This window comes from Mesorhizobium sp. UC74_2 (genome assembly GCF_042701485.1).
GTDB lineage: Bacteria > Pseudomonadota > Alphaproteobacteria > Rhizobiales > Rhizobiaceae > Mesorhizobium.
Map to the genome: position 1 here is coordinate 4,080,532 of NZ_CP170562.1, position 20,694 is coordinate 4,101,225.

At 63.3% G+C, this 20,694-nt stretch carries 21 protein-coding genes; 6 read left to right on the top strand and 15 right to left on the bottom strand.

Annotated elements, in window-relative coordinates; all coding sequences use genetic code 11:
- Window positions 1–10 precede the first annotated feature (10 nt).
- The 6 genes from ACFJIU_RS19790 to ACFJIU_RS19815 all read right to left on the bottom strand — a co-directional run bounded on the left by ACFJIU_RS19790 (window position 11) and on the right by ACFJIU_RS19815 (window position 3,958).
- The gene (locus tag ACFJIU_RS19790; protein ID WP_379062747.1) at window positions 11–733 is read right to left on the bottom strand and encodes a class II aldolase/adducin family protein; all 723 of its coding nucleotides are present in this window, start codon (window positions 731–733) and stop codon (window positions 11–13) included.
- A 71-nt stretch (window positions 734–804) separates the two neighbouring features.
- Window positions 805–1,263, bottom strand: a complete 459-nt coding sequence (locus tag ACFJIU_RS19795; protein WP_129411166.1) for a YbhB/YbcL family Raf kinase inhibitor-like protein — start codon at window positions 1,261–1,263, stop codon at window positions 805–807.
- A 24-nt stretch (window positions 1,264–1,287) separates the two neighbouring features.
- A complete protein-coding gene (locus ACFJIU_RS19800; protein ID WP_379062749.1) occupies window positions 1,288–1,878 on the bottom strand; it encodes an amino acid synthesis family protein in 591 nt (196 codons plus the stop codon).
- A gap of 65 nt (window positions 1,879–1,943) precedes the next feature.
- Window positions 1,944–2,774: an FAD-dependent oxidoreductase gene (locus ACFJIU_RS19805; protein WP_379062751.1), complete on the bottom strand. Its 831-nt coding sequence runs from the start codon at window positions 2,772–2,774 to the stop codon at window positions 1,944–1,946.
- Window positions 2,752–3,084 carry an FAD-dependent oxidoreductase gene (locus ACFJIU_RS19810; protein ID WP_379062753.1) on the bottom strand — a complete coding sequence of 111 codons (333 nt, stop codon included), beginning with the start codon at window positions 3,082–3,084 and terminating at the stop codon, window positions 2,752–2,754. Before ACFJIU_RS19810 ends, ACFJIU_RS19805 begins: the two co-directional genes overlap by 23 nt.
- A gap of 43 nt (window positions 3,085–3,127) precedes the next feature.
- Window positions 3,128–3,958 (bottom strand): alpha/beta fold hydrolase, encoded by an 831-nt coding sequence (locus tag ACFJIU_RS19815; protein WP_379062755.1) that lies wholly within the window; start codon window positions 3,956–3,958, stop codon window positions 3,128–3,130.
- A gap of 187 nt (window positions 3,959–4,145) precedes the next feature.
- Between ACFJIU_RS19815 and ACFJIU_RS19820 the strand changes: the two genes are divergently transcribed.
- The 4 genes from ACFJIU_RS19820 to ACFJIU_RS19835 all read left to right on the top strand — a co-directional run bounded on the left by ACFJIU_RS19820 (window position 4,146) and on the right by ACFJIU_RS19835 (window position 7,789).
- A complete protein-coding gene (locus tag ACFJIU_RS19820) occupies window positions 4,146–4,817 on the top strand; it encodes a GntR family transcriptional regulator (protein ID WP_379062757.1) in 672 nt (223 codons plus the stop codon).
- A gap of 139 nt (window positions 4,818–4,956) precedes the next feature.
- Window positions 4,957–6,522 (top strand): GMC family oxidoreductase, encoded by a 1,566-nt coding sequence (locus ACFJIU_RS19825; RefSeq protein ID WP_379062759.1) that lies wholly within the window; start codon window positions 4,957–4,959, stop codon window positions 6,520–6,522.
- A 59-nt stretch (window positions 6,523–6,581) separates the two neighbouring features.
- A complete protein-coding gene (locus ACFJIU_RS19830; protein ID WP_379062761.1) occupies window positions 6,582–7,160 on the top strand; it encodes a TetR/AcrR family transcriptional regulator in 579 nt (192 codons plus the stop codon).
- Between the two features lie 134 nt (window positions 7,161–7,294).
- Window positions 7,295–7,789, top strand: a complete 495-nt coding sequence (locus ACFJIU_RS19835; protein WP_379062763.1) for a hypothetical protein — start codon at window positions 7,295–7,297, stop codon at window positions 7,787–7,789.
- A gap of 98 nt (window positions 7,790–7,887) precedes the next feature.
- On the opposite strand, the gene rsgA is transcribed toward ACFJIU_RS19835, so the two are convergent.
- The 4 genes from rsgA to ACFJIU_RS19855 all read right to left on the bottom strand — a co-directional run bounded on the left by rsgA (window position 7,888) and on the right by ACFJIU_RS19855 (window position 12,860).
- On the bottom strand, window positions 7,888–8,967 hold the full coding sequence (rsgA, locus tag ACFJIU_RS19840; RefSeq protein ID WP_379062765.1) for a ribosome small subunit-dependent GTPase A: 1,080 nt from the start codon (window positions 8,965–8,967) through the stop codon (window positions 7,888–7,890).
- A 225-nt stretch (window positions 8,968–9,192) separates the two neighbouring features.
- Window positions 9,193–9,996: a 2-keto-4-pentenoate hydratase gene (locus ACFJIU_RS19845; RefSeq protein ID WP_379062767.1), complete on the bottom strand. Its 804-nt coding sequence runs from the start codon at window positions 9,994–9,996 to the stop codon at window positions 9,193–9,195.
- 30 nt (window positions 9,997–10,026) lie between these two features.
- On the bottom strand, window positions 10,027–11,673 hold the full coding sequence (locus tag ACFJIU_RS19850; RefSeq protein WP_379062769.1) for an ABC transporter substrate-binding protein: 1,647 nt from the start codon (window positions 11,671–11,673) through the stop codon (window positions 10,027–10,029).
- 44 nt (window positions 11,674–11,717) lie between these two features.
- Window positions 11,718–12,860 (bottom strand): trans-sulfuration enzyme family protein, encoded by a 1,143-nt coding sequence (locus ACFJIU_RS19855; protein WP_379062771.1) that lies wholly within the window; start codon window positions 12,858–12,860, stop codon window positions 11,718–11,720.
- Window positions 12,861–13,091: 231 nt separating this feature from the next.
- On the opposite strand from ACFJIU_RS19855, the gene ACFJIU_RS19860 reads away from it, so the two are divergent.
- Window positions 13,092–13,574 carry an Lrp/AsnC family transcriptional regulator gene (locus ACFJIU_RS19860; RefSeq protein ID WP_379062773.1) on the top strand — a complete coding sequence of 161 codons (483 nt, stop codon included), beginning with the start codon at window positions 13,092–13,094 and terminating at the stop codon, window positions 13,572–13,574.
- A 27-nt stretch (window positions 13,575–13,601) separates the two neighbouring features.
- Here the strand turns inward: ACFJIU_RS19860 and ACFJIU_RS19865 are convergent, their stop codons facing one another.
- Entirely contained in the window at window positions 13,602–15,128 is a 1,527-nt protein-coding gene (locus ACFJIU_RS19865; RefSeq protein WP_379062775.1) for an MFS transporter, read from the bottom strand.
- Window positions 15,129–15,291: 163 nt separating this feature from the next.
- Between ACFJIU_RS19865 and ACFJIU_RS19870 the strand changes: the two genes are divergently transcribed.
- Window positions 15,292–16,200 carry a LysR family transcriptional regulator gene (locus ACFJIU_RS19870; protein WP_379062777.1) on the top strand — a complete coding sequence of 303 codons (909 nt, stop codon included), beginning with the start codon at window positions 15,292–15,294 and terminating at the stop codon, window positions 16,198–16,200.
- Window positions 16,201–16,315: 115 nt separating this feature from the next.
- Here ACFJIU_RS19870 and guaA read toward each other — a convergent pair whose 3' ends face one another.
- The 4 genes from guaA to ACFJIU_RS19890 form a co-directional block, all read right to left on the bottom strand.
- Window positions 16,316–17,872 carry a glutamine-hydrolyzing GMP synthase gene (gene guaA / locus ACFJIU_RS19875; protein ID WP_379062779.1) on the bottom strand — a complete coding sequence of 519 codons (1,557 nt, stop codon included), beginning with the start codon at window positions 17,870–17,872 and terminating at the stop codon, window positions 16,316–16,318.
- 73 nt (window positions 17,873–17,945) lie between these two features.
- Window positions 17,946–18,587 carry a 5'-methylthioadenosine/S-adenosylhomocysteine nucleosidase gene (locus ACFJIU_RS19880; RefSeq protein WP_379062781.1) on the bottom strand — a complete coding sequence of 214 codons (642 nt, stop codon included), beginning with the start codon at window positions 18,585–18,587 and terminating at the stop codon, window positions 17,946–17,948.
- A gap of 99 nt (window positions 18,588–18,686) precedes the next feature.
- Window positions 18,687–19,145, bottom strand: a complete 459-nt coding sequence (locus ACFJIU_RS19885; RefSeq protein ID WP_129411191.1) for a PaaI family thioesterase — start codon at window positions 19,143–19,145, stop codon at window positions 18,687–18,689.
- Window positions 19,146–19,343: 198 nt separating this feature from the next.
- Window positions 19,344–20,633 (bottom strand): RsmB/NOP family class I SAM-dependent RNA methyltransferase, encoded by a 1,290-nt coding sequence (locus tag ACFJIU_RS19890; RefSeq protein ID WP_379062783.1) that lies wholly within the window; start codon window positions 20,631–20,633, stop codon window positions 19,344–19,346.
- Window positions 20,634–20,694: the final 61 nt, after the last annotated feature.

Consider the following 20,694-nt stretch of genomic DNA (forward strand, 5'->3'; position numbering starts at 1 on the left):
CCCGCTGGCGCTAGGCCAGGCCCTTTTCCTTGAGACGCTGCGACCAGTGATCCCATCCCCGGTCGATCTGTTTGCCGACAAGCGCGCCCGCCGTCTTAACCTCGCCGGGCGTCAGGTATTTGACCTTGCCGATCTGGAGTCCGGCCGTGAGCGCCTTGGCTTCCTGCTCGAGATAGAAAGCACGGAACACGACCTCACGGACAGAATTGCCGACGTTCACCACGCCGTGGCGGGCCATGAGGACCACTGTCTGGTCGCCGAGGCTTTCGGCGATATCCGCGCAGACGTCGCGGCCGCCGCCGAAGAGATCGGTCTCGTCACCCTGCTTGTCGCGGATTTCATAGACGGGTACGGCCTCGCCCATGAATGCCCCCATATGCGTGACTGGACGCAACGGCGTGTCGGTAAAGCAGTATGGCAGCACGGCCGGCGAATGGCTGTGCAGCACGCACTGAACGTCCGGCCGCGCCTTGTAGATTTCGCTGTGGATGTAGCGCTCCAGATAGGACGGCCGGTTGTCGGACGTTTCGCCATCGAGATTGAAACGCAGGATGTCGCCGGTCGTTATCAGGCTCGGCGCGAGCTTCTGGGCAAGGAAGAAGCTTTGCGGATCCTCCGGGTCACGGGCACTGATGTGCCCGAACGTATCCAGGACCCCCTCGTTCAGAAGGATCTTGGTCGCCGTGACCAGCTCCTGGAAGACCTTCTGGCGCGTGGCGTTGCTGTCTGTCATTCTCGAATTCTCCCATTACACAGCGGCGGCGATCGTTTTTTGTTGTTCTTGTTGATCGCCGGGGTCGCTGTTCACCTGTTTTCGTAGATGCCGACGATCCGGTTCTGCTCGATGATGTTGCCGGCATATTTCTGGAGGAACTCCTCCCGGTTGGGCGTCCCTTCGACCTTGGTGTCGAGGGCGTACACCCAGAAATAATAGTGATGTTCGCCATGGCCAGCGGGCGGCTGCGGTCCGTAATACTGCATGTGACCGGCGCCGTTCGGTCCGACGCGGAACTTTTCCTGTGCGTCGGAGAGATCGGTGGTCGACGGATCGATGCCATACACGACCCAGTGGGTGAAACCATTGGCCAGCGGCGCGTCCGGATCATGGCAGATGACGGCGAGCTCTTTCGCGCCTGCCGGGACACCGCTGACGGTCAGCCGGGGCAACACGTTGCCCTTGTCGCCGGCATGCTCGTCGCGCAGCCTGCCGAGCGGATGGAAATCCGCCGAGGTGATCTTCAGGTCCTTGATGTTCAGGGGCATGGAATGTGTCCTTGTTCGATCGAACTAAACGGTTGTCTCGAGGTCGGCGACGGTTTTGCCGCCGACGCGCTGATGCACGCGCGGTCCCGACGCGACGGCGACGCAAATCAGAAGCTCGTCCGGGCGCGGGCCATCCGGCACGGAGAAGGTGACGGCATCGTAGTGAGAACGGATGTAGAGCTCATCCTTGTGGGCGAGCGGGATGTCGATGGCGGTGCCGGCAGCGGCGACCTTGCTGACCGACGAGATCCAGGCCCTGCCACCGCCCACCTGCTCGCGCAGCGGGTCGCCGAACAGCGTGGTGATGCAGGCGACGACATGTTCCTGTTCGCCGGCCGTGCCGGCGATGCCTCCCTTGCCGTAGCTGTTGACCGGCCGGTTGCCGAGCAGCGATGCGGCGCGTTCGCCGAGCGCGTGGCCGATGGCCGCGCTGGGGTTCACGATATCGGAGAGATCGGCGACGAATTTGCCGGCAAACGGGTTGCGGATGACCACGCCCACCGCGACCTTGATGAGCGTGTCGCCGGGCTCTCCGCCATCATGCCGGATCTCATGGACGGTGGAGTACCAACCGCGCACCTCGTAGTGTTTCTCAACTTCTGCCGAATAGTTCATTTAAGTCTCCCGAGGAGAGCGCGGCTTCCGCCGCACCAATTGATCTGTAGCCCGCCCATTCGAAATCACTGCGGCCATGAGAAGACCCGGCGCAGCGGGTCGTAGCGAGCCGCCTCCAGGGCGGCCGGGGTGAACATGTTGCCCTTCGAGAGCGAGCGGTTGGCCGCATAGTCCCCGGAAAGGGCCTGACAGCGATCGGTGACCGGGCGAATGCGCTTCTCCCAATCGACGAGTGCGTCTTCGACGGAGGAGCCCGCTTCCAGGTCCTGCGACAGGCTGAAGGCGTTGACCATCGCGCAGCCGGCACCCTGGGCGAGAGCCGGGCACATGGCATGCGCGGCGTCGCCGACGAGTGCGACCTTGCCGCGTGTCCAGCTGTCCAGCTTCGTCGTCTCGTATTTGTCGTATCGGGCGGTTTTCAGCTTCGCCGCCTCGACCAGACATGGCTCCAGGAAAGGGAACATCTCGACCCAGACCTCGAGGTCGATCGGCACCGCCGATCCGCGCGGGTCGGCGGCCGGGGCCATCAGGCCGAGATAAAGCTCGTTCTCGTTGCAGGGCGAGTAGAGGATGCGCTGCACACGCGGCCAGAAATTCCACATGTCGATGGTGTTGTCCCACTCGCCGTGGCCGAGCTCCTTCTTCATGCGCGGGACGATCAGCCGGATCAGGCCATCCTTCGATATCCACCGATCCTGCTTGAAGCCGATGGAATCCCTCACCTTGGAACCGACGCCGTCGGCACCGACGATCAGGTCGGCTTCGAGAACCTCGCCGGTCTGCAGGGTCAGGCGGCCCTCCGGATCGGCAGCAACCGCCTCGGAGTTGACGCGTATGTCGACACCCAGCGCACGCGCGCGGTTGACCAGCGCATCATGCAGATGGCTGCGGGTCATGATGCGCCAGGGGAGCCCGTTGAACGTCTCCCTGGAGACGGACTTGTTGTGCATCCAGGTTTTCGTAGGTCGGCGGCGTGTGCGAGCCCTGCAGGACATCGTCCAGCGCCCCCAGTCCTTCGAGGACGCGGAGGCCGTTGTGCCAGAGATAGATACCCGCACCAAAGGCCCGCAGTTCGGAGCTCTTCTCGTGCAGCCGGACATCCCAACCGCTCTGCTTCAGAGCGATGGCTGCCGTCAGGCCGGCGAAGCCGCCGCCGGCAACCTCGGCACGACGCGCCTTGCCCGGAGTTTTGTTTACATTGGCCATTTTCTATCCTGATCCTGGGTACAAGAGGACGGCAGTCGAGCCGTCAGGCGTCTATGAAATTGGTGATGGCTTTCAGCGTGATCTCGGGGGCCGTCTCGTTGACGTAGTGGTCGGCTCCCGGGACGACGACCACGGGCAGGTCCGGCCGCAGCCGGCTGGTCTTTGCCAGTGCCGCCGGCGAAACCAGCTTGCTCTCTTCGCCACGAACGATGAGCACGGGCTTCGTCACGTCGCGGTAGGCCTGGGTCAGGTCTGCGCGCAGCCCCCTGGCGGTCTGCGCCATGGCCGAGGGCGACGCCAGCGGACGGAAGCCGCCGTCGACTTTCCGATAGCCGCTTTCGGCCCTGATCCTGATGGCGTCGGCGGGAATGTTCGGGTAGCGGGCCGCCAGATATGCCTGGACCGATTTGAGGTCATCGAAAAGCCGGTCTCCCGCGTTCACCCGGGTTTCCAGCGCGTCCAGCACCTCGGTCTCGATATAGGGTGTGAAGTCGATCGCGATGACCGACCGTACCAGGTCCGGATAGCGCGCTGCGGCGGTGACAGAGTTTCTGGCACCGAGCGAATGCCCGACCAGAATGGCTGGGCCGCGGCCGAGCGTGCGGATCAGCGCGGCGATGTCGTCCGAATAGTCATTGGCCTCGTAGCCGCTTTCCGGCTTGTCGCTGAGGCCATGCCCGCGCTGGTCGACCGCGATGGTCGTGAAGCGATCGGAGAGCCGGGCCATCAACGGTGCGAACACAGCCGAATTGGAGGTGATGCCGTGGAAGAAGAGCAGCGACGGGCCGCAGCCTCCCTCGCGCACATTCAGGACGATGCCCCCTGTCTCGATGCGGCGCGAAATCAGCTGGTCGGAGCGTATGCCTGCCGCCATGTTCTGGATCCTTTTTGTTGCGGCCCGTCTCATTCCAGAGGATCATATTAGAAATGGCTCGTCAACCAGATTGTCAGACATTCTTGCAATCTTGATAATTGACAATCTGGCTATTCCTGCTGTCCAATACCGGCAGCGTCGCATATGATGCGTCCGATCGTGACCCCGAGCCCAAGAGACGTGATCAATGCCGGCAGATCTGAATTTGCGGATTTCCCCCAGAACGGTGCAGCAGGAGACTGTCGACAAGTTGCGGCTCGCGATCCTGTCCGGGCTGTTCCAGCCGGGAAGCCGCCTGATCGAAAGCCAGCTATGCGCCCAGCTCGGCATCAGCCGTCCTTCGCTGAGGGAAGCGTTGCGCAGTCTCGAGGCCGAGCGCCTGATCGAGATCGTGCCCAATCGCGGGCCGGCGGTACCCGCGCTTTCATGGGAAGAGGCAACCGCCATCTATGAAGTGCGAGAACTGCTGGAAGTCGAGGCGGCGGGGCGATGCGCGTCCCGAATTGCCGCCGAACAGCTGCAGGAACTTGAGACATCCCTTCTCGCCTTTGAGGCGGCGGCGGCCAGCCATGACAGCCTGGCACAGGTCACGACCGCCGCCGACTTCTATTCGATCATACTGGCCAATTGCGGCAATCCGATCCTGGAGGAAGTCCATCGTGGCCTGGTGGCCAGGATCAGCTTCTTCCGAGGACGGTCGATGTCCCTGGAAGGCAGGGCGCAAAGCAGCCTGGCGGAGATGAGGGAGATCTATGAATCCATCGCCGCCGGCGACGAGAAAGCCGCCCGCAAGGCATCGAAGAAACATCTTCTGAAGGCGAAAGCGGCGGCAAAGGTATCGATGGACAGCGGTATCTGAGTTTCTTCGGAAAATCCCTTCGAAGTCTCAAGACCCCTGATCCCGTTTCGGTATCCGCAGAACACAGATCAGCGCGCCGGGGCGTGACCGCGCCGGCGGACAATGCCGGTTGTCGAGCCGGTCCACACAAGATGGGGTGATGATGACCAGGGCGACTGCAAACGAACGGCATGCCGATGTCGTTATCGTCGGGGGCGGTTCCGCCGGCGCGTTGCTCGCCGCGCGCCTGAGCGAGGATCCGACCCGCCGCGTCCTGCTGATCGAGGCCGGCGAAGAGGAGATCGACCCCGATATCCGCAATCCGGTGGCCTGGCCGGCGCTGCAGGGCCGCAGCTACGACTGGGACTATCGCACCGAGCCGCAGGCCGGAACCGCGGGGCGGGTGCACCGCTGGGCTCGCGGCCGGCTCATCGGCGGCTCCAGCTGCCTGCACGCCATGGGCTACATGCGTGGCCACCCCGCAGACTTCCAGGCGTGGGTCGACGCCACCGGGGACCACCGGTGGAGCTGGGATGAATTGCTGCCCTCGTTCCAGGCCATCGAGGATCATCCGCTCGGCGGCAACGGCCTCTACGGCAAGGGCGGGCCGATGCCCGTTCATCTGCCTTCGGACGAAGTCAGTCCGGTGGCGCGCGCATTCATCGAAGCCGGCGCCTCGCTCGGCCTGCCGCGCCTTGAAGGTCACAACAGCGGACAGATGATCGGCGTCACGCCGAACTCGTTGAACATTCGCGACGGTCGGCGGGTCACGGTGGCCGACGCCTGGCTGACCCCGGCTGTGCGAAACCGCGCCAACCTGACGGTCCTGACGGGATCGCGGGTGCGGCGGCTCACCGTGGGTGGCAATCGGGTACGCGGTCTCGAAATCGTGCAGCGACAAGGCAACCTTGAGGCGGTCCTTGCGGATCGTGTGGTGCTGTGCGCCGGCGCGCTGGAAAGCCCGGCCCTGCTGATGCGCTCCGGCATCGGCCCGCGCGAGACACTCTCCGCGGCGAATGTCGATTGCCTGGTCGATGTGCCGGAGATCGGCCGCAATCTTCAGGACCACCTGCTGGGCGCCGGGAACCTTTACGCGGCCCGCAAGCCCGTTGCGCCGTCGCGCCTGCAGCATTCGGAATCGATGGCCTACATGCGGGCCGGCGACTTCACCGCCAACGGACAGCCCGAGATTGTCGTTGGCTGCGGCATCGCGCCGATCGTGTCCGAATGCTTCCAGGCACCGGCGGCTGGAACGGCCTATTCGCTGCTGTTCGGCATCACCCACCCGACCAGCCGCGGCAGCTTGCGCATCAGCGGGCCGGAACTCCAAGACCGATTGATCATCGATCCCGCCTATCTGCAGACCGACCGGGATCGCAGCTTGTTCCGCCGGGCGCTCGCTGCGGCAAGAGAGATTGGCCATCGCGACGAACTTGCCGAATGGCGAGAGCGCGAACTTCTGCCAGAGCCAGTCAACGCCGAAGGCAGCATCGACGAATTCATCGCTCGGGCCGTCATCACCCACCATCATCCCTGCGGCACCTGCCGGATGGGCAAGGACATGGATGCCGTCGTCGATGCGGACCTGCGGCTCAGGGCGCTGGACAATCTCTTCGTCGTTGACGCTTCCGTCATGCCCAGCCTCACGGCCGGGCCAATCCACGCTGCCGTTCTGGCGATCGCCGAGACTTTCGCGCGGAGGATGGACGCGTCGCGAAACGGATGACCAAGCCACGGCGCGGCGCGCTGAATTGACAAACTACCTACTAGTTGGTAGACAAAATTATGGAACGCTCGCAGACCAAGGCCGACGAAATCCTGCTGTGCGCGCGAGCGCTCATCATCAGGGGTGGCTACAACAGTTTCAGCTACGCCGACATCTCGAGCGTGGTCGGCATCCGCAACGCGAGCATCCACCACCATTTCCCCAGCAAATCGGACCTGGTCAGCAGGCTGGTTGCGCAGTACCGCGCGGAGGCTGCCGCCGGCCTCGCCGAACTGGAAAGAAATGTCTCCGATCCACTCGAACAGCTTCGCGCCTATGTCGGCTACTGGGAGAGCTGTATCGTTGAGGCGACTCATCCCTTCTGTGTATGCGCCCTGCTTGCCGGTGAGATTCCAGTTCTCCCGGAAGCTGTCGTCCTCGAAGTGCGCGCGCATTTTCGAAAACTCTGCGACTGGCTCACCGCCGTCCTGGAGCGCGGCGCCGCACAAGGCCGCCTGACCCTGACGGGCACGGCCCACGCCGACGCCGAACTGTTCATGGCGACCGTGCATGGCGCGATGCTTTCGGCACGCGCTTACGGGGATGCCGCGACTTTCGGCGCCATAACCCACCCCTTGCTGAACCGCATCGCCGCTTGAGACACCAGACCCTGCCAGGGAGGTCGACGCATGCCCGAAATGCCTACCAACCAGTAGATAGCTAAGTCATTCTCGCAGATCTGCCGTCGGCAATCTGCCTGATCAGGCCCTGTTTGATGAAGAGGTAACCTCTCATGTTCGGAATTTCCCCGCTTGGCTGGGTCCATACACTCGGCAGCCTGCCGGCCATCCCCGTAGCGCTCTACATGTTTGCCCGTCATGGTCGCATCGTTCCCCGGTCCGTGCCGGGATCGATCTACTTCGTTTCCATGCTGATCGGCGCCGCAACCGCGTTCCTCGTGGCGCATCAACCGGTCAGCTACGTCATCGGCGGCTTGACCCTGCTGTTCCTGCTTGCCGGCTACGGGGTCGAACGCATCCTGGGTCCAACGCGCCTGGCCCGATATGCCGAGACTGTCTGCCTGAGCCTGAGCGCGTTTCTTCTGATGCTGCCGACCATCACCGAAGTGCTGCGTCGCGTTCCGGACGGTCATCCCTTCGTGACGGACCTGAAGTCGCCGCTGCTGCTCGGCGCCCAGGGCGGGCTGCTGGTCATTCTCGTGTTTGGTCTCGCGGCCCAGATAATTTACCTGGCAAGGCAAGGCAAAACGGCCCCGAGCCAGAGGTAGCCCGATCGTCGTCAAGGCCCGGCCCTCCCCCAAGAGCTCCTTCTGCCTGGATGCCCTGCGGAACCATGACCGCAGGGCATCCAGGCATTCGGGGTTCCCTACTCGTCAGCCCAACCCCTACCCTTCTCGCGCTTGCGGCTGCGGTAGTCCTTGTTGAGCCGGACCCATTTGCGGCGCTCCTCCCCCTGCGCCACCGGATCGTCCCGCCGGTCGAGATAGGCCAGCTCGCGCTGCAGCTTGCCGTAGCCCAGCCAGCGGTCCTCGGCCAGGCTGCCGTCCTGCAGGGCCGCTTCGACGGCGCAGCCCGGCTCGCCGCCATGGCTGCAATCGCGGAACCTGCATCGGCTGGCCAGTTCCTCGATATCCGCAAAGGTTGCCGATAAGCCGGCGCCCGTATCCCACAGCCCGAGTTCGCGCATGCCGGGCGTGTCGAGCACCAGCCCGCCCCCGGGCAGCAGCACGAGCTCGCGATGGGTGGTGGTATGCCGCCCGCGCGCATCGTCCTCGCGAATGGCCTGGGTCGCCATGAGAGCCTGGCCGGCAAGCGCGTTGAGCAGGGTCGACTTGCCGGCGCCGGAACTGCCGAGCAGCACCGCGGTGCGCCCCGGCAGGATCAGCCGTCGCACGGCATCGAGGCCTTGCCCTGTCAGCGACGACATGGCGATGACCTCGGCCCCGAGGGCCACGGCCTCGGCGGCAGCGATGGGACCGGCAGGATCCTCGCAGGCGTCCGCCTTGGTCAGGACGATCACCGGCGTGGCCCCGCTCTCCCGGGTCACTGCGAGGTAGCGCTCGAGCCGCCGCGGATTGAAGTCGGCGTTCAAGGAAGCCACGAGCAGCGCCACATCGACATTGGCGGCAATGACCTGGGCGGTCTCGCCGGTACCGGCCGCCTTGCGCCGGAAGCAGGTGGCGCGCGGCAGCAGATGGTGGACCGTCGCGGTGCCTTCGTCAGGACGCGCGGCAGCGGCCACCCAGTCCCCGGCGACGGGATGCTCCATGTCGCCGGCGGTGAAGGCAAAGCGGCCGGCGAGGCCGGCGTTCAATTCGCCAACGGGTGTGATCAGCCGGTAGAGGCCACGCTGCTGGACGATCACGCGCCCAGGGACAAGTCCTGACGCGGCATGCGGCAGGAATGCATCTTGGAGCGTTTCGCTCCAGCCATAAGTTTCTAGCACTTGGAAAATCTTTCGATCGGAATGCCATATCAGGCGCCGGCCGAAAGCTGATCAAATCCCTGTCGTCAGGGCAGCCGAACGGCGGCGCAGCGGAGCGCGTTGGCGACAAGCACAATCATGTAGCAACTCCTTTTCTGCTCGCGTTGCGGTTCAGTCCGGGAGGTCAGCTTATAGCAGAGTGCGGCGCTGCCGCAATATTGCGCGCTCGGACAATTGATCGCCTGGTCATTGGAAAGAAATCTTCAGCCCGCCCCAGGGTCCAAAATCTGCTTCGAGGCAGTCGCCTGTCGCAGCGGGCAACGCTGCGGCAAAGGCCCCGGACATGACCAGGTCACCAGCGCGCAAACGCTCTCCACGCTCAAGCAGTGTATTTGCCAGCCAAGCCACGCAGAAAGCCGGATGGCCCATGCCCATGGCCGCCACACCGCTGACCTCGACAATGCCATTGCGTGCCAATATCGCCCCCATCCAGCGTATATCGACATCGCGCGGGCGCAACCGGTGCCTGGAAAGGACGACACCTGCGAAGGCCGAATTGTCCGCCACGGTATCGGCCACGCTGCGCGGTGGCGCCATACGGAAATCGACGAGTTCCAGCGCCGGCACCACGTGGTCGGTGGCTGCCAGAACTTCGTCGACGGTGCGCAGCGGAACGTCCACATCAGAGGCCATCACGAAAGCGAGTTCCACCTCGACATGCGGATTGATGTAACGGGCAGCTTGCAGCGTGACGCCGCTGGCGTGGACGGCGTCAGCCAGGATACGGCCGCAGATCGGCTCGGCGAGGCCGCATGCGAGTTGTGTCGTTTGCCAGGTGAGGCCGATCTTGTAACCGGCGAGAGCAAGGCCTTGCTGCTCACGCTCTGCATTGACCCGATCCTGGATGCGATAGGCATCGGCGAGAGCAAAGTCGGGGTAGACGCCGCTGAGCGGCGGCATGGCGACCACGGCCTTTTCCGCCCCCAGGATGGTGTACGCCGCCTCGCCGACCTCCGCTTCACTCAGCACCGTCGTCCCGCTTCTGCTCATTGCCAACCAATCAGGACCGTGTGGCCACGCTCACGCATCCAGCCACACTTTCTCAAAGTTCAGTTCGTTCAAAGGATGGGCACGATGGTTCTTGAGCGATGCAGCGAAGTGAACAAAGATCTTGCGCCAGTAAGGCTGGATGATCACCCCGGAATCCTGAAGGATTTTCTCGACGTCGCGCATCACGGCCTGGCGCTTCTTCACATCGGCGATCGAGAGCGCCTCGCTAAGCTTTGCGTCGAATTCCTTGTCGGAAAACGCCGTTTCATTCCAGGCTTCTCCCGATCGGTAGGCGAGTGCAAGGACCTGCACGCCGAGCGGGCGCATGGTCCATCCGGTCAAGGAGAAGGGGAATTTCGTCCAGTCGTTCCAGAAGGTCGAGCCCGGCAATACCGTACGCTTGATCTTGAAACCGGCTTCCCTGACCTGAGCGGCGATCGCGTCGGCGGTGTTCTTGTGCCAGTCCTCGTCGTCGCTGATCAGTTCGTGCTCGAACTCGAGCTTGCCGGCTTCCTCCATGAGCGCTTTCGCCTTTGCCAGGTCCCGCGTCATCTTGGGCAGTTCGAAATATTCAGGATGGATCGGACATACGTGATGGTTTTCGGCAACGCTGCCCAGACCGCCGTAGCCGATCTGGAGAATGGCCGCATTATCGACCGCAAGCTGCATGGCCCTGCGGACGCGCTGGTCGTCATAGGGGGCATGGGTCACGTTGAAGCGTGCGACAAGAGTACCGGCTGTCAGCACCTCGCTGCGTGAAAGGCCCAAGGCATCGAAAACCGCGACCTGGTCGCCGGTGGTTTCGAAATTGGCCTGCACCTCGCCGGACTCGAAAGCGCTCGCCAGCGCGTTCGGATCGCTGCCGTAGTCGATGAATTCCACGCCGTCGAGATAGGTTTCGCCACCCCACCAGCTGCTTTCGCGCCGCTTGTACACCGCTCGAACCGACGTCTCGAACGAGACGAGTTCAAACGGGCCCGTCCCGATCGGATGCCTGACCAGATCGCTGCCGGTTTCCTCGAAGCTGCGGTGGACGAGCAACGCCGGAAAATCCGCAAAACTGGCGATGATGGAGATATCCGAATTCGCCAGGATCAGCTTGATGGTGTGATCGTCGACCCTGGTGATGGCGCCTTCGCGCGCCTTGCCGGTGGCTGGATCGACGAGTGCCGCCATGCGACCGGCCATGGAGTTGCCTTCCGCCTTCTTGTCGCACCAGCGATTGAGGTTGAAGAGCGCGTCCGTGGCGTCGAAGTCGTCGCCATTGTTCCACTTCACGCCCTTGCGCAGATGCAGGACATATTCGGTGGCGTCGTCATTGACGTCCCAGCTCTCGAGCAGCACCGGCTCGAAAGTGAAATCGGCGGTGTATTTGACGAAAGGTTCGAGCATCTGGCGCCCGAGATTGCCCATCTCGCCCCAGTCGAAGGTGCGCGGGTCCTTGAGCGGCTTGACCAGCATGCCGACCTTCAGCACGCCACCCTTCCTTGGGCTTTGCGCCTGTGCGGGAACCGGGGCCGACAGGCCAAGCAATCCATAGGCTGCGGCCGCCGAAAGCCCCATGGTGCTGGCAATGGTCAGGAACTCGCGCCTGTCCATGGTGTTGGCGGTCGCCATTTCCGCCATCTGCGTGATGACGGCAGGTACAGGCTTTGCGGTGCGGTCAGGAAGGGTCATTGCGCATTCCTTTTTGAGTTGAGGGTTTCACGCATGGGCGCTCATCACTTCGCGGTGGAAAGTGCTGCGAGCAGATCGTCGAGCAGATCCGCGGTCGCCTCCACCCCTACCGAAAGACGCAGAAGGCCGGGATCGACCTGAGAACCGGCGCCTTCGACCGCCGCGCGCCGCTCGATCAGGCTTTCAACCCCACCCAGCGAGGTTGCCGGCCTCCAGAGCCGCGTGCGCGTCAGGGTCCGCTGTGCTTCGCTGGCTCCGCCGGCAACGACGATCGAAAGCATGCCGCCGAACCCGCCCGCCATCTGCCGGGCAGCCAGGGCGTGTCCGGGATGCGTCGGCAGGCCAGGGTAATAAACCGCGGTTACCCCGGGATGTCGCTGGAGGACTTCGGCAAGCGCCATGGCTGATGCACAGGAACGGGCGATACGCAGGTGGAGCGTGCGCATGCCGCGCAGAAGCAGGGAAGCCTGAAACGGGTTCAGGATGCCGCCGTGATAATCGCGGTTGAACGCTACGCGCTTCCAGAAATCGTCATCGGCTGCCGTCAGCGCCGCGCCAGCCAGGACATCGCTGTGTCCGTTCAGATATTTGGTGGCTGAATGAACGACAATGTCGGCGCCTAACTTTATGGGTTGGGTGAGTATCGGCGTCGCCACCGTGTTGTCGACGACGAGTCTCGCTCCTGCCCGATGTGCGATTTCGGCCAGACCGGCGATATCGTAGATATGCCAGTGAGGATTGGACGGCGTCTCGAGCCAGACCAGGCGGGTCACGCCGGGGATCATCGTTGCACGGACCTTGTCCGGGTCGGTCATGTCGACATGGTCGATCCGCACATTCCAATGACTTGAATGTGCGTTCAGCCAGGTCTTCAAGCCATGATACATGTCGATGGGGAACACGCAGTGGTCGCCAGGGCGAAGCGCCATGATGACCGCTGTCATGGCCGACATGCCGGAACTGAACAGGCGGCAGTCGGCAGCGCCCTCGAGGGTTTTGAGCGTCGTTTCAGGCTGCTCCAGACCTGGATAGCCATAGCGGCTGTAGCTCCATCCACTCGATGGTTCGTCTTCGGGCGAACGCAGGAAGGTCGTTGCCAGGTGGATCGGCGGAACGATCGCGCCGGTGGCGTCGTGCTCCCGGCCCGATCCCTGGGCAAGAATTGTATCGGCGGCGTAGGGCGACATTCGAACCTGCGATGATGCGAAGCGCTTGGCTTCGGACTGGCGACACCAGCCGATCATGGCATCAGCCCACCCTATGATTTTCTCTATTTTGGCGTGCCGGGCGGCAAATCTATAACCTGCAGGCCCCTCTCGCGCATAAAACCGTCGTGCCCCCCTTCAATGCACGACTGTAACCGGCCTTGCCCGGGAACGGGGATGCGCCTAGGACCTTGGAGGTCAATGGAGCGCTTTATGTCCTCGGCACGGGTGAGTCTGGATCGCACCGATCGAAAGCTGTTGAACCTGCTTCAGCAGTCCAGTTTGCAGACCTTCCAGCAACTGGCCGACAAGGTGGGCATTTCCCAGCCCGCGTGCCATCGCCGGATTCGCCGCCTGCGCGACAGCGGCGTGATTGTCGGAGACGTATCGATCGTCAGCCGTGCCTATGCCGAGCGCAAGATGGCGATCTGGGTCGAGATATCGCTGTCATCCCATCAGCTCCAGATGTTCAACGAACTGCTGGACGTCTTGAGATCTTCGCCGCACGTCTCATGCTGCGATGTGATAACCGGCGACACGGATATTCTCGTCTGTCTCAACGTCGCCGATATGGAAGAATTTCGCGAATTGACGCGCGAATTCATGCGCAGGTGCCCGATCATCAAGACATATCGCTCGATAGCCGTGGCACAGCACGTAAAGATGCAACCAACCTGCGTCTTTGACGAAACCTGACCCCCGATCGGCTCGTCCCCGCCAGGATCATTCGGATGGCTCGGATTGGGGAGCCGTCGACTTGCGGGACGCTCCTGCGTTGAAGATCAGGAGGCTCATCGCAGCCATGATCCATACTCCCATCCCGCCATACAACGTTACCCATCCGAAGCCAGTTGCCAGCGCATCATGCACGATTGCGCCTGTCAGGCCTGGGATCGAAACACTGTCGCCGGCGGAAATCCTCTCGGCGAGCGGCCGGATTTGGGTGGCGTCCAGTTCGGGCAGCGCCTGCCTGAGATGCGCGGCGACGCCACTTGCCAAAATGAGGCCCATGATGGCGATGTTGACCGCCAGCGAAATCATTCGCGCGCTCATGTCTATGCCAGACGCCATCCCCACCCGGTCGCTTGAGACCGAGCCCGTCGTCGTGTTGGTAACAGGAGTGTTGGCGATCCCGAGACCGATGCCGGCGATCAAGCATCCTGGCAGCATTGTCAGCCAACTCTGGTTCGTCGAGGCAATGCCTAACTTCATCAGGAAAAACCCGACGCCGATCGTGAACAAGCCCGCCGGTATGACGAGGTTTGGCTGATAGCGAAGCGACAGGCGTTCCGCCAATGGCGGCATGACCAATGTCGGAACCGTGTAGGCAAGCAGCGAAAGACCTGCCGTGACGCTGTCATAGCCAAGGCCGGCCTGCATCCAGATCGGGAGATAGATCATGAATGGCCAGAAGCTCGTGTTCATCGCCGACGAACCGATGATCGCACCGGAAAAAGAGCGAATGCGAAACACCGAGAAATCGAACATCGGACGGGCGCTGACCTTCTCGGCAATGACGAACGCGATCAGGCTCGTGATCGATACGCCAAGGATCGCAAGGCCGGTGGTGCTGGCAAAACCGAAATCAGAACCCTGAGTGATGTAAAAGGCGAGACAGAAGACTGCCAGCGACAAGGAGAGGATGCCAGCGACGTCGAGTCTGCCTGCCTGCGGGTCTTTCGATTCATGGACGCCAGCCAATGTGAGCGAAAAGGCCACCACGGCCAGCAGCACATGGATGAGGAAAACCCACTCCCAGCTCGAGACCGCGACGATGCCACCCCCGATGATCGGCCCGAAGCCCAGCCCTATGCCGAAGATGACACCCCACCAGCCCCAGGCGATGGCGCGCTGACGGCCTTCCCGGAATTCGTGCGAGAGCACGGCAATCTGGCATATCAACAGCGCGCCGCCGCTCATGCCCTGCAGAAAGCGTGCGGCGATGAGGGTCTGAACATCCCCGGCCACGCCGCAGATCAATGAAGCGATGCCGAAAACAGCGATGGACATGAGAAAGACGCGCTTGCGCCCATAGCGATCCGCCAGCGCGCCGACCGCCATGAGCACGGTGGTGACCGCGAGCGTGTAGGCGTTCATCACCCACTGCAACTGCTTGAAATCGGCCTGCAGCACCTTTTCCAGCGTCGGCAGGATCGTCGGGACGCTGGATATCTCCAGCCCGAACATCAGGCATGCAAGGCAGACAGCGGAGAGAACGACGCCGCCTCGGCGGGTCAGGGCATTTGGCATGGTCAGCCTTTCGACAGTTGGGTCGGCAGCCGACGGTCCAGGAGTGCAGGAGAGGAGCGCGGCCCGACGCGTGTTGCGCGTTGGGCGAAAAACTAGGTTCCGCTGGATGATTTTAGAACTGGATGAACCTACATTTCAGTGACAACAAATCCGGATGGATGGCATGGCCTCATTGGATGTCGACGCGGTGAAGGCATTTCTGGCCATCGCCGATTTCCAGAGCTTCACACGCGCCGCCGAAACACTCGGCACCACGCAGGGAGCGATCAGCGTCAAGTTGAAGAGGCTGGAAGATCAGGTCGGCCACAAGCTAGTCGAGCGGACTCCGCGCCAGGTGCGTCTCTCGGCCCAGGGCGCGCTGTTCATCGAGGCTGCGCGGGAGTTTCTCAAAGCCCACGACCACGCGATGGCCACGCTGACATCCACCCGGCACCGCTTCGCGCTCGGCATCGCCAGCCATGTCGGCGGGCCGGAGCTGCCGACCTTGTTGGCCCGTCTCAGCGCCCATGATCCCGCTCTCACCATCGAAGTAAGGCTGAACGATTCCCGTGACCTGCTCGCCGCGTTCGATCGCGGCGAGATCGACGCCGCCATCATCCGCCGGGAAGATGACCGACGGGATGGCGAGGTGCTCGCTCAGGAACATTTCGGCTGGTTCGCAACTCCGGATTTTGAGCGCCGCGCAGACGAGCCGTTGCGATTGGCCGCCTCGTCGCCGACCTGCGCCATCCGCAATCTCACGACACGCGCGCTGGACGACGCCGGCATAGCCTGGACGGAAGTGTTCCTCGGCTGCGGCACGTTTGCCGTCGCGGAAGCCGTCGCGGTCGGCCTGGCGACCTCGGTGTTCTCGTGCCGACTGGCACCTGCCGGCACCGTGGAAGTCAGTCGGCGGTTTGGGCTGCCGGCACTTCCCTCATCGGAAATCATCCTGCTCTCGACGCTGACGGACGCTAAATCGCGGGCCGCCCTCAGGACCCTCGCCGCGGCTTTCCGCGAACATCGTCCTTCACCCACGAGAGCTGAGCACACTCCAACCCACGACACTCGCGCGTTGAACGGGGTTTCTTGAACGTGAACTCCAGCCGCTGGAAACTATCGCCGCAGACGGGAGGCTGAAGCCTTCAGTCCAGTGCGCGTTATGGCGCATAAGCGCATGATTCCGGACACCGCCAGCCGGGCCAAAATCATTCCCACTCGATCGTGCCCGGCGGCTTGCTGGTCACGTCGTAGACGACACGGTTGATGCCACGCACCTCGTTGATGATGCGGGTGGCGGCGCGGCCGAGGAATTCCATGTCGTAGTGGTAGAAATCGGCCGTCATGCCGTCCACCGACGTGACGGCGCGCAGGGCACAGACGAATTCGTAAGTGCGGCCGTCGCCCATGACGCCCACCGTCTGCACCGGCAGCAACACCGCGAATGCCTGCCAGATGGCGTCGTAGAGGCCGGCCTTGCGGATCTCGTCGAGATAGATGGCATCGGCCTCGCGCAGGATCTCCAGCTTCTCTCGCGAGATGCCGCCCGGGCAGCGGATGGCCAGGCCCGGTCCCGGGAAGGGATGGCGGCCGATGAAGCTGTCGGGCAGGCCAAGCTCGCGGCCAAGAACGCGCACCTCGTCCTTGAACAGTTCACGCAGTGGCTCGACGAGCTGCATCTTCATGCGTTCGGGCAGGCCACCGACATTGTGGTGCGACTTGATGGTCGACGAGGTGGCGCCAGTGAAGGACACGCTCTCGATGACATCCGGATAAAGCGTGCCCTGCGCAAGGAAATCGGCGCCGCCGAGCTTTTTGGCCTCTTCCTCGAACACCTCGATGAACAGGCGGCCGATGGTCTTGCGCTTCTTTTCCGGATCGCTCTCGCCTTCCAGCGCGGAGATGAAGCGGTCGGAGGCATCGACAAGGATCAGCGGCAGGTTGTAGTGCTCGCGGAACATGGCGACGACATCGGCCGCCTCGTTCTTGCGCATCAGTCCGTGGTCGACCAGGATACAGGTAAGCTGGTCGCCGACCGCCTCGTGGATCAGCAGCGCGGCGACGGAAGAATCGACCCCACCCGAGAGCGCGCAGATCACCTTGCCCGTGCCGACCTGCTTGCGGATCGCCTCGACCGCGTGCTCGCGGTAAGCCTTCATGGTCCAGTCGCCCTCGATGCCGGCGATCTTGTGCACGAAATTGCGCAAGAGCTTGGCGCCGTCGGGCGTGTGCACGACTTCCGGATGAAACTGCACGGCGTAGAATTTGCGCCCTTCGTCGGCGATCGCGGCGAACGGCGCGCCGTTCGAGGTGCCGACGACCTTGAAGCCTGGCGGGATGGCGGTGACGCGATCCCCGTGGCTCATCCACACCTGGTGTCGGGTGCCCTTTGCCCAGACGTCGTCAAAGAGCGCGCAATCCTGTTCGACGTCGAGGAAGGCGCGGCCGAATTCACGGTGATGGCCGCTTTCGACCTTGCCGCCGAGCTGGGCGCACATGGTCTGTTCGCCGTAGCAGATGCCGAGCACGGGAATGCCAGCCGTGAAGACCGCCTCTGGCGCGCGCGGGCTGCCGATATCGACGGTGGAATGCGGGCTGCCGGAGAGGATGACCGCCTTCGGATTGATCCGCCTGAAGGCTTCGTCGGCCGACTGGAACGGCACGATTTCGCAATAAACACCGGCCTCACGCAAACGCCTGGCGATCAGCTGCGTGACCTGGCTGCCGAAGTCGATGATGAGAACTGTCTGGGGATGTGTCGTCATGGCGAGCCTTTAGAGAAAGAACCGATTCGACGCAATGGGCTCACCCCGGAAGGATTGTCACGGTGTCAATGTCTCAACTGCCGGCGGCAAGTGATGCAGCGAGCAGGCCAACGGCGGCGGCCAGCTTTTCGTCGATAACGTGGAGATATTCGGTCCAGTCGCCGACATGCTTCAGCTCTGCCGCACCATCGGAGATGCCGCGCAGCGCGATCAAGGGCAGCGAGAACAGCTGGCAGGCGCGCAGCACCGCGAAGGTCTCCATGTCGACCATGTCTTCGGCGACGGCATCGTAGGCCGCACCCGACACGATGTTGGCGCCGGTGGAAAGCGTCGCGCCTTCGATGCCGGCGATGCGATGGCCGAGCGGCAAGGTCGCCGGCAGGTCGAGGAAAGGCGTGGCGCCTTTTTCGAAGCCCAGCGCCGAAGCGTCCATGTCACGGTAGAAGACGGACGTCGCCTGATAGATGCCGGTCTGCTCAAGACGGCGCGAGCCGGCGGAGCCAAGCGAGACGACCAGATCGGGCAATCGATTGGCGATCTGCAGGCGCGCGAACTCGGCGCCCAGCCGCACCCCCGCCTCCACCGGGCCGACGCCGGTCATCAACGGCTTGAACAGCCGTTGCAGATGCGGGCCATATTCCGCATCCGCCGCCATGACGAACAGGACCTTGCGGCCGGCGAGATCGACAAGCAGGTCTGCGGAACTGGGGCTCATCGGCTAAACACCTCGGGACAGGACGCTACGGCTTGGTGCGGCCTGCGTAGCGTTTCGTCGTGTCAGTTACACGACGAATTCGCTTCGCGAACCGGCTGCTCACCCCTCGATGCCTTCGCGTCCGGTCACCGTCATCATGGTGCCGGTCATCGTGGCGATCAGCTTTGCTTCCCCATCGGCGGCAAAGGCATAGGCCTGCCCGTCGGCGACGATGATGGTGCGGCCGGGCTTGGTGACCGAGCCACGGAACAGGAAGCGTTCACCCTTGCCGGGCGCCAGGAGGTTCACCTTGAATTCGATGGTCAGCACCCCGGAATTTTCCGGCATCAGCGAATAGGCGGCGTAACCACAGGCAGAATCCAGCGCCGTGGAAATCACGCCGGCGTGCAGGAAACCATGCTGCTGGGTCAGCGCCGTCGAATACGGCATCTCGATCTCGATGATGCCCGGCGTGACCAGCGTCAGTTCCGCGCCGATCGTGGCCATGGCCTGCTGGCGCGAGAACGAGGTCCTGACGCGCTCCTCGTAGTTCGGGGCCGGTACGATCTTGGCTGCCATGGCGTTTGCCCCAAGGTGTCAGCGGATTGCCATCCGCTCATTGCCCAAAAAGCCAGAAACTTTCCAGGATCATGCTTTTAGCTGCGCATCGTACTTTCCGAAAATCGTTTCCGATTTTCGAGCCGATGCGATAGCCGGCTTACCGCAGAGGCATCGCGCAGGCAATGCCCATGCTGCATTGCAGCATGGGCCAGGGCATCACGCAACCTTGCGCAGGGCGCAGAAATAGAAACCGTCGGTACCGCTCAGCGCCGGCGACAGCGAAATGCCGAATTGCGAGCCGATGCGGGCCGAAGCGTCATGGCCAGGGAACCGCGCCTGCCACAGTGCGGCATGGTCGATGGGTGCAAAGCCCCTGTGGCGTGCCAGGAAAGCCGACACCTGCTCGCCGTTCTCGTCAGGAAAGACCGAACAGGTGATGTAGACCAGCAGGCCACCGGGTTTCACAAAACCCCTGGCCACATCGAGGATGGCCGACTGTTCGGCCTTGCGCGCATCGAGCTGACGGCTGGTCAGCCGCCATTTGGCATCGGGCCGACGCCGCCAGGTGCCGGAGCCGGTGCAGGGCGCATCGACCAGCACGATATCCATATGACCGGTCAGGGGTGCCAGTTCCTGTTCGCGCGCGACCACCTGGATGTTGCGGTTTTCGGAGCGGCGCATGCGGTCGAAGATCGGCGCCAGACGCTGCTTTTCGGCGTCATGCGCAAAGACCTGCCCCTTGTTCTGCATCGCCGCCGACAGGGCCAGCGACTTGCCGCCGGCGCCGGCGCAATAATCGAGCACCTGCATGCCGGGTTTTGCATCGGCGAGTTCCGCGGCGATCTGCGAGCCTTCGTCCTGCACCTCGAACCAGCCCTTCTGGAAAGCCGGTTCGGCCTGGACATTGGGGTGGCGGCCATCGCCGGCGATCGGCGCGATACGAATGCCCTGGGTGGCGAGATGCGCAGGCTCGGCGCCCGTCTCGGCGAGTTCCGCCAGCACCTTGGCACGATCAGCCTGCAAGGTGTTGGTGCGCAGGTCGAGCGGCGGACGGGCTGCAAGGGCAGCCCCTTCTTCCACCCATGCCTCGCCGAAGGCTTCCTTGAGCAGCGGCACGCACCAGTCGGGGCAATCGGCGCGCACCTCGTCGGGCGCATCGGCAAGCTTGCGCCCGGCAACGGTCGCCAGTTCGGCCTCGCTCAGCAGGGGCGGCGCGAATTTGTCCCCTTCGAGCGCGGCATTCAGCGACTGCGCCGTCTGCCCCCATTCCAGCAAGAGCGCACCGAAACCGACGGCGCGCGGCGTCTCGTCATCGAACAGCCAGCCGGCGCTGCGTCTGCGACGCAGGGCATCGTAGACGATGTTGCCGATCGCGGCACGATCGCCGCCACCAGCAAAGCGATGCGACAGACCCCAGTCGCGCAGGGCATCCGCCGCCGGGCGATGCCGTCGGTTGATATCTTCCAGAACCTCGATGGCTGCCGCCAGCCTTCCGCCCAGTCGCATTCGTCTCGCCGCAAAGGATTGATTTCGTCCCTGCTGTAATGGGCGCAACCCGAATGCACAA